This is a genomic window from Desnuesiella massiliensis, assembly GCF_001403615.1.
GTDB classification, from domain to species: Bacteria; Bacillota; Clostridia; order Clostridiales; family Clostridiaceae; genus Desnuesiella; species Desnuesiella massiliensis.
The window spans coordinates 64,114-76,191 of sequence record NZ_LN879454.1 but is presented as its reverse complement, the minus strand read 5'-3'; the positions used below and the strand labels follow the sequence as shown (position 1 = coordinate 76,191).

Below are 12,078 nucleotides of genomic sequence, written 5' to 3'. Positions count from 1 at the left end.
ATGCTGCCATTTTGGAACATGTATAAATTAAGTTTTCGTAGCGTTTCCTATAACTAATCCATCTTTTGAACATTAATGGCTTGAGGGCCTTTTTCTTTTTCTACTATATCAAACATCACCTGCTGCCCTTCATGCAAATCCTTATTATGATTTTTTTCCTTAACCTGAGTATGATGTACAAAAACATCCTTTCCATCATTTCCAGAAATAAAACCATAACCCTTTTCATTATCAAACCATTTTACTATACCAGTGTACAATACTATCACTCCTATTTTTTGCAATTTTATAATTCTTAATTCCTCATAAAATATATTATCATTATAAAAATTAGAATTATTTTTTGTTACGAAAATATTATTCCCTGATTTTTTTATATTATTTTGCATAAATATACTTATTATTTTCACTTTCTCTATTATGTCATCTTTCCATATAGCTTACATTTATGAAACACACTTAAAAGGTTTATGAATAATTATGCAAAATTTATAGTATTTTTATGTAGATTTTCATTAAAATTTTAACAAAAAAATTTGCAATTTAGCATTGAATTCCTAAGATTTTTATGTTATATTTTATTGCAGTTATAAATATGCACAACACTTACATTTTCTTGCATATTTATAACCCCATTTAATAAATCTCTTTATTGTTTGTTTTTGGATAAGCATTCAGTGTTTATTTATAAAATAAGGAGTTTTTATTTTTTTTGTAAAAATTTTTTAAAAAAGGAGTTGTTAAGGTGTGACAGGGGATGTTTTTGTTCAGTTGGCACAGGTTAGTAAAAGTTTTGATTCAGAGGAAGCAGTAGTTAAAAATCTGAACCTAGATATTAAAAAAGGAGAATTTTTGACTTTACTGGGTCCAAGCGGTTGTGGCAAAACTACCACATTACGTATGATCGCTGGTTTTGAAACACCAAACAGCGGTAGAATTTTAATTGAAGGTGAGGATATAACGTATAAAGCACCCCATGAGAGAAGTGTAAACACGGTATTTCAAAACTATGCTTTATTTCCTCACATGACCATATTTCATAATATTGCCTTTGGTCTAAAGATGAAAAACACACCGAAGGAAGAGATTAAAATTAAAGTATCTGAGATGTTGAAAATGGTACAGTTAGAAGGCTACGAAAATAGGATGCCTTCTCAGTTAAGTGGTGGTCAGATGCAGCGTGTAGCTATTGCTAGAGCCATAGTTAATAATCCTAAAGTATTACTTTTGGATGAACCGTTAGCAGCCCTGGATTTAAAACTTAGAAAACAGATGCAGCTGGAATTAAAGCATCTTCAGAAAAAATTAGGTATAACCTTTGTATTTGTAACTCACGATCAAGAGGAAGCTCTTACTATGTCCGATAGAATCGTTGTTATGAACGGTGGAATTATCGAGCAGGTAGGCACTCCAGAAGAGCTTTATGAAAAGCCCACAACAAAGTTCGTAGCAAACTTCTTAGGAGAGACAAACCTTCTTGAAGGAGAGGTAACAAAGGTTAAGGATCGTGAGGTACTTCTTCACCTTCCTATAGAGGATGATATCATAAGAATACCTAATTTCGCTTATACCTTAGGAGATAAATTTACCGTATCCGTAAGACCGGAAAGAATAAAAATAAAAGAACAATTTGAAGAAGACGATGTATATCTTCAGTGTACTTTCAAGGAAAGAATATATACAGGCTCCTCTATAAAAACAGTGCTTACTATGAAAAATGGAAGAGAGATCACTGTTAATGAACCTATAGGACAAAATTTCAACTTTAAGAATGATAAGGAACCGATTTATGCCACTTGGAAATCAGTTCATACCATTGTAATTAGAGCTTAAGGAGGGGATTTACATGACTGAAAAAATCTCCATAAAAAAATTAGCTCATTCACCAAAAAAAATAATAGGACCAGCTTTAACCCTATTGCCTATAATATTATGGATGTTAGCTTTCTTTTTAGTTCCTTTAATGTTCATAGTGGTGGTAAGCTTTTGTACTAGAGGTGAAGTAGGGGATATAATATATACCTTTACCTTAAGCAATTACACAAAGCTGATAAATCCTTTGTATATAAAAATATTTATTAACTCAGTACTCATAGCACTATTTACTACTATACTGTGTTTAGTATTCGGTTATCCCTTTGCCTTTATTATTGCAAAAGCGAAAAAGAAGTTTAAGCCTTTTTTACTGCTTTTGATAATATTACCCTTTTGGACAAATTCTTTAATTAGAACCTATGCCATGATAATACTATTAAGAACAGAGGGCTTGCTAAATTCATTTTTGCTATACATTGGCATAATAAGGGAACCTTTAAAACTTATGTATAATGACACTGCAGTAATGATCGGGATGCTTTATATGATGTTTCCCTTTATGGTGCTTCCTCTATATTCTTCCATTGAGAAGCTGGACATGAGATTTATTGAGGCTGCCAAGGATTTAGGAGCCAGCCCACTAAAGGCCTTTTTAAAGATAACTCTGCCCCTTACTAAGGGTGGAATATTGTCTGGTTCCTTACTAGTATTCGTGCCTACTTTAGGACTGTTTTTTATAACAGATCTTATGGGTGGAAGCAAGGTAGTACTCATGAGCAACCTTATAAAAAATCAGTTCCTTACTGCTAGAGATTGGCCCTTTGGATCTGCCATATCTGTAGTACTTATAATAGTTATGATATTATTTATGTCCCTATATACAAAGCTAGGCGGCACTAAAGAGAAAAGCGGGGTGTTATAGGAATGAAGAAAAAGAGTGTGTTAAAAAATTTATATGCATTTTTGATGTATATGTTCCTATATATACCCATCCTGGTGCTTATAGCCTTCTCCTTTAATGAGTCAAAGCTAAATGTTCAGTGGACAGGATTTACTTTCAAATGGTACAAGAGTTTAATGGGAAATGTAGGTATTTTAGAGGCTTTAAGAAACTCTTTTATTGTAGCCTTTGCCAGCACCATATTTTCTGTTATCATAGGTACTTTAGCCTCCATAGGCTTATATCGCTATAAATTTAAGGGCAAAAATTTATTGGATACCCTGCTATATATCCCTTTAGTAATTCCTGAGATAGTAATGGGTATATCCTTATTAGCCTTCTTCGCCATGGTAGACATTCCTTTAGGTATGACTTCCTTGATTATAGCTCATATTACCTTTAGCGTGTCCTATGTTATAAGCGTAGTTAAAACAAGATTAGATGATTTTGATAGATCTCTCGAAGAAGCTGCGGCAGATTTAGGGGCTACCCCTGCTCAGACCTTTTTTAAGATTACTTTACCAATAATAGCTCCTGGTATAGTAGCCGGCGGCCTTCTTGCTTTTACATTATCCCTAGATGATGTTATCATAAGCTTCTTCGTAGCAGCGCCAGGCAGTACCACCTTACCTTTAAAGGTGTTCTCCATGGTGAAGTTCGGAGTTACCCCTGAAATAAATGCATTATCTACCATTATACTGCTATTTACTTTAGTAGCTATTGGACTATCCGTAATGCTTCGTAATGTGCATTTAAATACAAAGAAGATTTCTATTATACTAGCTTCCTTATTTTTAATAGTGAGCACCCTAGGCTATGGCTTTTGGTCCGCTGGTAAAAAGGTAGCTCCAAAGGAAGTTCTAAATGTTTTTAACTGGTCTGAATATTTGCCTCAGTCCGTTATAGACAAGTTTGAGGAAACTTATAACATCAAGGTAAATTACAGCACCTTCTCCTCCAATGAAGAAATGCTAGCAAAGCTTATGGCTGGAGGAGCTCAATACGACATAGCTGTAGCCAGTGATTTTATGGTGGAAATACTGATAAAGCAAGGCATAATTCGAGAAATAAATAAAGACAATCTTCCTAACCTTAAAAATATAGGCTCTCAATTTTTAAATCTACCCTTTGATAAAGGAAATAAATATAGCGTGCCTTATATGTGGTTAGCAGGTATCATAGCCGTAGATACCTCAAAGGTCCCAGATGGAGCCGTAACAAGCTATGCAGATCTTTGGAAAAGTGACTTTAAAAACTCCATAACCCTTTTAGATGACGAAAGGGTCATCATAGGAATGACTCTTAAAAAGCTTGGCTATTCATTGAATGAAACTAGCCCTGAAGCCCTCGCTAAGGCTAAGGAAGAGCTTAAAAAGCTTCAAGCAAATGTTAAAGCCTATGACAGTGACAGCCCTAAAACCTCTTTAATAAACGGTGAAGCAAAGATGATTTTTGCTTGGGGTGCTGAAGGAAACTTAGCAAAAAGAGAAAATCCAAATATAAAAATGGTAATTCCAAAAGAAGGTTTATTCCTTCAACAGGATAACTTTGTAATACCAAAGAACGCTCCTAATGTTAAGGCCGCAGAGCTATTTATGAACTTCTTAATGGAGCCCGAAATAAGTGCAGAGATATCCCAAGCTTTCCCTTATGGAAACACCAATACCGCTGCTTATCCATTAATTGATAAGAGCATTATGGAGGATGAGGGAATATACCCACCAGAGGAAGAGCTTAAAAAAGGAGAATATCTTAAGGATATAGGGGATTCTATAAAGCTTTACGATGCAATCTGGTCCGAGGTAAAACAATAAAAGTTGCAAGGCAACTTTTATTAATTCACAATGCACAGTGCACAATTCACAATTAAGGATGTTCTTATTAACTGCATTAAGAAAAAATTCAATATACGATAACAAAAAGCTTACGGCTAATATTTAGCCGTAAGCTTTTTTAGTACAATAAATTATACAATTGTAGATTTTTCGTAGAGAAGTAGAGAAAAATCCTCCTTCATTGTGCATTACCTAACAATATCCTCTACTGCCTTTAGCAGCTGGAAATTAGTTAAATCAAAATGTAAAGGTGTTAAAGTAACATATTTTTCTCTTATATAGTCCACATCATCTTCTTCAAATTTCTTTTCATTCATAGTTCCCCTAACATTATAACCTCTGCCCTTTTCATCTACGTATTCAAAGTAACTGTGTCTATAGCTTGTTTTCCCTACCTTACAAACCTTAAGACCTTTTATTTCTTCTTCACTGCACAAGGGCACATTTAAGTTTAACACCACATCTTCTCCTAGAGGCTTATCCTTAAGCATTTCTAATACTTTTAGGGCATACTTAGCTGCGACCTCATACTGCTCCTCATCTCCATTTGTTTCTTGTGAAACCGCTAGGGAAGGTACTTCATATATAGCTGCTTCCATAGCCGCCGATACAGTACCAGAATATATCACATCGGTACCTACATTTAATCCTCGATTTATACCAGATACCACCATATCAACTTTACCCTCAGACAGCATATCTAAGCCCATCCTTACGCAATCTGCCGGAGTACCGCTTATGGAATATGCTTTTGACTTTATTCCCTCTAGCTTACACGCCTTTATGATAATAGGACTTGTTATGGTAATAGAGTGACCGCAAGCGCTTCTCTGATTGTTTGGTGCCACCACTATAACCTCATGAACCTTTTCTAATTCCTTAACCAAGGTATATATACCTTTTGCATCTATTCCATCATCATTTGCCACTAATAATCTCATATAATCACTGCCTTTCTTATAATATATTACAATGCAAAATCAAAAACAGATTTTACATTAATTTTTAATTCAGGAAACCTGTCTGTTTTAATTATACCATTATACCTCTAAGTATGGTCTATTTTAAGGCTAAATATATACATTATATTAAGAATCTGCAAAAAATAGCTAAGGAGGAAGCATTCCTTCCTCCTACAATATCAAATTCACAGCTCCACCTAGTGGGTCAAATATTACTCTTTGTATACCGTCATTTTCTCCAATATCTATTATATCTGTATGAAAAATAATTTTATGAGCAAATTTTTTAATTATATTTGGCACAAATCTACTCTTAGTTAAAACCTTCATAAATTCTCCTGGATATAAATGAGCATATATCTCTACCACCATAGAGCCACTAGAAACCTTAAATTCCTTACCTAAAAAGTCCCTATAACTTTTTCTTAAATATCTAGAAAGCTTTAGAGCTGCTAGCTTTTCTTTCTTTAAGTAGGCTCTAAAAGCTTGGTCATTTACTATATGGAAAGCTCCACCTTCCATAGCTACCTTTATTAAATTACCATTGATATTTATAACCTTGTTTACCATAACTAACAGCTCCCTTTCTCTAATCTTTAATTTAGGCATCTCCAAAAAAATAACTAGTCAGTCTACTCGTATGTTTGATTAGTTGTTTTTTACCATGCCTTAATTATAAGAGAAAGGCCTGTCCTAATCCATTGAACTGAATTACAAAAGCATATTCTAAGCTTACATTGTTGTAACTTTGAACTCTAACTATTACTCAAAGTCATTCTAAGTCTCAAATTAGCATTTCGTTGTGGATACTGCTTTACATGTTCCTTACATGCCTCAGAACAGAATCCCTGATGTAATTTTTCACACTCTTCGCAGCAAATGTGCTGATCATGGCAATCATCATTACTGCAATTTATATATCTGTCACTAGGCTTGCCACAATACTTGCACTGGCTTATAACTATATCTTCTTCTGTATTATTTATTTTTACAGCTATTCTTTCATCGAAAACATAGCACTTTCCATCAAAGAGCCTACCTTCTACCTGAGGATCCTTACTATAAGTAACGATACCTCCCTCTAATTGAGCTACATCCTTAAATCCCTTATTTATGAGAACTCCAGTGAGCTTTTCGCATCTTATACCGCCAGTACAGTAGCTTATAATCCTCTTATCCTTATATTCACTCAAATTTTCTTCAATCCACTTAGGAAATTCCTTAAAATTCTTTACCTCTGGCCTAATGGCATTTCTAAAGTGTCCTATTTCGTATTCATAATCATTTCTTCCATCTACCACTATGGTGTTTTCATCTTGAAGAGCCTCATAAAATTCCACAGGACTTAAATACTTTCCTGTAAGCTCCTGCGGATTTACATCATCCTCAGGCTTTAGCGTTATAATGCTCTTTCTTGGACGAACAAACATCTTCTTAAAGGTATGTTCCTCTACTTCGTCTATTTTAAATACCATATCCTTAAATCTTTCATCTTTATGCATAGCCATAATATATTGCTCTGTAGCTTCAACAGTTCCAGAAACGGTCCCGTTTATACCCTCTTCCGCCACAAGAATACGGCCTTTAAGCCCTATAGACTTACAGAACTCTAGGTGTTCCTTTGCAAAATCCTCTACATTATCAAGCTTTACAAATTTATAATAAAGCAAAACTCTATAATTTTTATCCATATAAACTTTCCTTTCTCTATGAATTGCATATTCATATTGCTATATACATTTCAAAAGTTCTAATACCCTTCGACCAAGATATAATTAAGAACTTTAACATTATGCATATAGTACATATTATATGATAATAATTATCATCCGTTTTGTAAATGGTAATATTTATTAATTGATATAAATTATCAATATTCGCTTTACCATATAAAAGTATTGAATTAAGTTAAATCAACTGATATCATATTTTATAAAAAGCTTTTAAGGGGGGGTACCTTTGAATTCACTACTTAAAATCATTATCTCTATGATCATTTGGGGAAGCATCGGACTTTTTGTAAAGAATATAGACTTGCCTTCTATGGAAATAGTATTTCTAAGAGGAGTCATAGCAAGTGTTTTTCTTATTTTATATGTAATCATATTTAAAAGAACAGAGAAGAGTAAGTTTGAAAAAAAGAATGTAATATTATTAATTTGTTCAGGCATAGCTATATCTATTAACTGGATCTTTCTATTTCAAGCCTACAAATACACCACTATAGCCAATGCTACTCTAAGCTACTATTTTGCTCCAGTATTCATAATACTTTTATCTCCTATAGTTTTAAAGGAACAGTTTACTAAAGCTAAGCTTATCGCCGTTATAGGTGCTATGTTTGGCTTATATTTGGTACTTAGCAATCAGATCATCGATACCACTACCTCCTATAACCACAGCTTAGGTATTACTTTTGGGATTCTGGCAGCCATATTCTATGCCTCAGTAGTATTGATGAATAAATACATAAAAGGTTTGTCAGGTTACATAACCACCCTGATTCAAATTTCAACAGCCACTTTAATACTGCTGCCTTTTATAATTTATAGAAATAACTTACACATTTCTAATTCAAACACTATTTTCTTTATTTTAATTGTAGGCATAATACATACGGCACTGCCTTATGCAATGTATTTTTCTTCTATTAAAGATATAAAGGCTCAAACTGTAGCTTTAGTAAGCTATATAGATCCCATATCCGCAGTGGTTTTTAGCACTTTGTTTTTAAAAGAAAACTTGACTTTACTTCAAATCCTTGGAGGGATTCTAATATTAGGTTGTACTTTCTTAGGTAATAAGAAAAATTCTTAGGATTTTTAGTTATCGTATGATTTAGCCTTTTACTCTTAATAAAAAATGTATGGGAGGAAGCTATTACTTTGCGCTTCCTATCCCATACATACTATCTATTTTAAGGTCTATTCTATATTTAACTCTCTTAACACCTTATGAATTCTACTTTTATATAGCTCGACACCTTCCATACTTCCAATGTAAAGATATCTAAACAGTATATCTGCATCCTTTAATAGCTCTTCATAAGCATCTCCCTGCTCATGATAGTTTCTGCAATTTAATATCATTTTACTAACTAATTCTATCTCTTCCCTTGTAAAGCATCCTTGAACTCTCATTAATCTTTCGACTTCAGCTGCACAAACTCTAGTATTTACTTCTTCTTTAATTTTATAAATTCCATACTCATAAAGCATGGCTGCTATAGCACAAAGCTCCACATCAAGCTTTCGTCTTTGCGCTAATAACTTAGCAAAAAGACAGGTTCCATTAAGCCGTAACGTCCCATACATAATCTCGTTCTTATCTTTAGACTCTTTTAACATATTGTTTACACAATCCTGTATAATTCTAAATTTCTTCATTCTATTAGTACCCTTCTCTTAATTATTTTAAAAGGCTTTACTCCCCTATATAGTGATAATATTTATCTATACTCTTCAGTACCTTCCTTAAGTCTCCAGTAGATTTATTATATATTTGTAAAAAACTCTCCTTTTTTTCTTTCCTCTCTCCAGGGCTTATTAATACCTCTAAAGCCTTTTTATATAAGATATATTCCTCAGAACTCTTAAACTTTAACTGCATACCTTTTATATTCGCCTTCAAGGCTTCCTTATCAATTTTGTAGAAGCTTAAATTACAGCTATCTAAAAACTCCTCCCAAGACTCTTCTAAATAAAGCCTTAGTAATACCCCCTCAAATCGCATATCCTTACCATACTTATTCTCTTCTAAGGCTTTACCATACATCTTTGAGGCTTCCTCTAATTTACCTAATCTCCTATAGTTCAAGGCTATATCAAAATAATAGTAATAGGGTATGTGCTCTCCTTTTAATTTATCATATTCCTTTTCTAGCAGCTTAGCCTCCTCTACATTTAAATCTTCTAAGCTGCGAGTCTCTATTTTAAAAAGGCTTTCTATAAAATAGTCTCTATCCTTAGTAATATCATATATAGCATTGTTTAGCTCAAGAGCTTTTCTAACATCTCTATATTTCGATTCTTTGAAGTCCCTATCATAAATCATACCAGCAGAATAGATAGTTAGCAGCACTTTAGCATCTTTGATATTTTGAGGATTTTCAGACACTGACTTTTCATAGTACTTAAAGGCCTCTTCATAATCACCCTTAGCTATAAGCTTTTCGCCCTCAGAAAGTTCCCTAGGGGCTTCTTTTATGCTGGTTATATCTTTGGGATTTGATATATGAGCCTTAGAGCTATTTATAAGATTTCCTTCCTTATCATAAGCTTCTATATATACATTAATGCCCTGACCAGGTAGCGGTCCTATAAAATATTCTGGATTTATCTTACCTTCATCAGATATAGTGCGCGACATTTGAGCTTGTAATAAGTCGTTGTAATTTAAATCAAGTTCCTCTTTCAATATATTTTCAGCAAAAATTCTACTTGCTATTGCTCCACCCATATTCATATCGTATCCGAGTCTGTAATAGCTAGTCCCTTCCACTTTAGGCCAAGCTAATTTAACCTTTCCATCCTTGGGTATGACTTCTCCTTTAGGACTTAATGAGAATATCTTTACAAAATTATAGTCTTTATTTGTAGTTTCTCCAGTTCTTATATTAACATATCTATAATCACTTCTCTGAAGTACAGCATCTGTAAGAAGATGTCTTGGCACATATAGGCCCTGTACATAAATTCCCGCTTCTACATCTTTAATCACATACTCTCCTTGAGAATTAGTAATAGCAAACCTTCCTCCATCTAATCTCCAAGTATCAAAAATCGTACTATCATCCTTATCAATCCATACTAAGGCAAAAGCTATGGGTTTACCGTCTACTATTACCCTTCCTCTCACTTCTCCTTTTCCTTCAATAGTTTTATCCTCATAATCCTCGTTACTCCTCCTATTATAGGGTATGACTAAAGAATACCAAAAGGAAACGTAATTTTCAGCTTTTTCATAGTTATACCCCTTATTACTCTGGGCTGTCCAATATTCTTTTGCTTTATCCTTATCTCCCTTAAAGTAATATATATAGCCTACTATTATATTTAAATCCATATCCTCTTTATTGTTTTCTAATAACTTTAACCCTAGATCTTCTGCTTCCTGCTCCCTTCTCTCTGATAGTAAATAAATTATTTTATGCTTTGAGGCTACTAGGCTTATATAATTTTTTTTGTTAATTCCTTCTTCTATAAGTGATTGAGCTTCCTTATGATTTCCGTTCAAGTAATAAAGCCTTATAATGCCATTATAAGCTCTTTCATAATAGAGATTATCCTCTCCTAGCTCCATAACCTTCTTATAGCATTCTATAGCATTATCAATATCACTTTTCTTTATAAGCTGAGTTCCTCCAGGATTAAAGTGTCCATTGCTTGAAATTATACTATTAAGATTGTTTGGTTTTATACCAGCTAGCTTATATAGTCCTTCTCCCCTCTGTGCTTTAGTGAGGCTCATAGAGGTATATATTTTCAATAATTTATTAGCTGCATCAGGATTTTTTTCTGCTATCTTATCTGATATATAGACAAGGGCTTTGGGAATCATAAGAATCATGAAAATAATACAACACATTAAAATTAATATATGCTTCACCTTAAGGGTTATTTTTCTCATAAAGCTTTTTCCCTCCCTGTTCTTTCTCTGATACTATAATATTAAAGGTTCCTACCGTTACTATCCTTTCTTTTGGTATGGTTTTATATTGAAGATTTAACTTATTATAATTCACCATAATATTTATAGCTGGAAGAGAGATGAATATTAAAACAATACCCAATGCGAAAGCCGGTAAGGACAGGGTTATTTCTTTATTTAAAAATCTTTTAAGCCAGTTGGCTTTTGAAGTTTTATAAAGTATTTGTTCTCTTAAGTCCTTGGACATTTTTATATCTCCTAGTTCCTTTTCTAAGCTATCTTTTATTAGCTCCTTAAAATCCTTCTGCTTCATTGGCTATTCCCTCCTTTATAAACTCTTGCTTTAACAATTCCCTAGCTCTAAATAGCTTTGATTTTATAGTACTTTCTTTTTCCTCTAATACTTCAGCTATATCTTTGATGCTTAAGTCCTCAAAATAATATAAAAGTATTACCTCTCTATAGATAGGCTTAATGCCTGTTATTATATCCTTTATTTTCGCTGAACTTATTGATCTTACTACACTTTCCTCTAAACTCAACTCTTCTTCACTGAAGTCATTGTCAACTAAAAGATTTATTTCCTCACTATCAAAATAAACCATCCTGCTATGCCTTTTAGCATAGGTCCTGCATTTATTAATGGCTATCTTATAAATCCAAGTATAAAGGGAGCTTTCTTCTCTAAACTTACTTCTGCTTTTATAAACTTGAATAAATACTTCTTGAGTTAAATCCTGTGCCGCATGGAGATCTTTCAATATTATATAGCATAATTTCAATACTCTATCTCCATAGCTTTCTAATACGCCTTCCATAAAATCCATAATTTACCCCCTTTCACCCTTTAGACTACTATAAGGATAAAAAGGTTGCA

Annotated in this window: 12 protein-coding genes; 4 read left to right on the top strand and 8 right to left on the bottom strand. The window is 33.3% G+C overall.

Going from position 1 to position 12,078, the window contains the following annotated elements:
• Positions 1 to 53: 53 nt before the first annotated feature.
• On the bottom strand, positions 54 to 266 hold the full coding sequence (locus tag BN2665_RS27520; protein WP_055666364.1) for a cold-shock protein: 213 nt from the start codon (positions 264 to 266) through the stop codon (positions 54 to 56).
• A 481-nt stretch (positions 267 to 747) separates the two neighbouring features.
• Between BN2665_RS27520 and BN2665_RS04135 the strand changes: the two genes are divergently transcribed.
• The 3 genes from BN2665_RS04135 to BN2665_RS04125 are packed head-to-tail and all read left to right on the top strand — an operon-like array spanning position 748 to position 4,569.
• Entirely contained in the window at positions 748 to 1,833 is a 1,086-nt protein-coding gene (locus BN2665_RS04135; RefSeq protein ID WP_055665859.1) for an ABC transporter ATP-binding protein, read from the top strand.
• A gap of 13 nt (positions 1,834 to 1,846) precedes the next feature.
• Entirely contained in the window at positions 1,847 to 2,737 is an 891-nt protein-coding gene (locus BN2665_RS04130; RefSeq protein ID WP_055665858.1) for an ABC transporter permease, read from the top strand.
• Positions 2,738 to 2,739: 2 nt separating this feature from the next.
• The gene (locus tag BN2665_RS04125; protein ID WP_055665857.1) at positions 2,740 to 4,569 is read left to right on the top strand and encodes an extracellular solute-binding protein; all 1,830 of its coding nucleotides are present in this window, start codon (positions 2,740 to 2,742) and stop codon (positions 4,567 to 4,569) included.
• Positions 4,570 to 4,778: 209 nt separating this feature from the next.
• On the opposite strand, the gene surE is transcribed toward BN2665_RS04125, so the two are convergent.
• The 3 genes from surE to trhO form a co-directional block, all read right to left on the bottom strand.
• Positions 4,779 to 5,531, bottom strand: a complete 753-nt coding sequence (gene surE, locus BN2665_RS04120; protein ID WP_055665856.1) for a 5'/3'-nucleotidase SurE — start codon at positions 5,529 to 5,531, stop codon at positions 4,779 to 4,781.
• 192 nt (positions 5,532 to 5,723) lie between these two features.
• Entirely contained in the window at positions 5,724 to 6,122 is a 399-nt protein-coding gene (locus tag BN2665_RS04115) for a hypothetical protein (RefSeq protein ID WP_055665855.1), read from the bottom strand.
• 185 nt (positions 6,123 to 6,307) lie between these two features.
• Positions 6,308 to 7,243, bottom strand: coding sequence for an oxygen-dependent tRNA uridine(34) hydroxylase TrhO (gene trhO / locus BN2665_RS04110; RefSeq protein ID WP_055665854.1), 936 nt, complete (start codon positions 7,241 to 7,243; stop codon positions 6,308 to 6,310).
• A gap of 268 nt (positions 7,244 to 7,511) precedes the next feature.
• Here trhO and BN2665_RS04105 point away from each other — a divergent pair, with 268 nt between their 5' ends.
• The gene (locus BN2665_RS04105; protein WP_055665853.1) at positions 7,512 to 8,369 is read left to right on the top strand and encodes a DMT family transporter; all 858 of its coding nucleotides are present in this window, start codon (positions 7,512 to 7,514) and stop codon (positions 8,367 to 8,369) included.
• A gap of 107 nt (positions 8,370 to 8,476) precedes the next feature.
• Here the strand turns inward: BN2665_RS04105 and BN2665_RS04100 are convergent, their stop codons facing one another.
• The 4 genes from BN2665_RS04100 to BN2665_RS04085 are packed head-to-tail and all read right to left on the bottom strand — an operon-like array spanning position 8,477 to position 12,028.
• Positions 8,477 to 8,938 carry a hypothetical protein gene (locus BN2665_RS04100; RefSeq protein ID WP_055665852.1) on the bottom strand — a complete coding sequence of 154 codons (462 nt, stop codon included), beginning with the start codon at positions 8,936 to 8,938 and terminating at the stop codon, positions 8,477 to 8,479.
• Positions 8,939 to 8,975: 37 nt separating this feature from the next.
• A complete protein-coding gene (locus BN2665_RS04095) occupies positions 8,976 to 11,180 on the bottom strand; it encodes a carboxypeptidase regulatory-like domain-containing protein (protein ID WP_055665851.1) in 2,205 nt (734 codons plus the stop codon).
• Entirely contained in the window at positions 11,161 to 11,514 is a 354-nt protein-coding gene (locus BN2665_RS04090) for a hypothetical protein (RefSeq protein WP_055665850.1), read from the bottom strand. Before BN2665_RS04090 ends, BN2665_RS04095 begins: the two co-directional genes overlap by 20 nt.
• Positions 11,495 to 12,028 carry a sigma-70 family RNA polymerase sigma factor gene (locus BN2665_RS04085; protein ID WP_055665849.1) on the bottom strand — a complete coding sequence of 178 codons (534 nt, stop codon included), beginning with the start codon at positions 12,026 to 12,028 and terminating at the stop codon, positions 11,495 to 11,497. The genes BN2665_RS04090 and BN2665_RS04085 overlap by 20 nt, the downstream gene beginning before the upstream one ends.
• Positions 12,029 to 12,078: the final 50 nt, after the last annotated feature.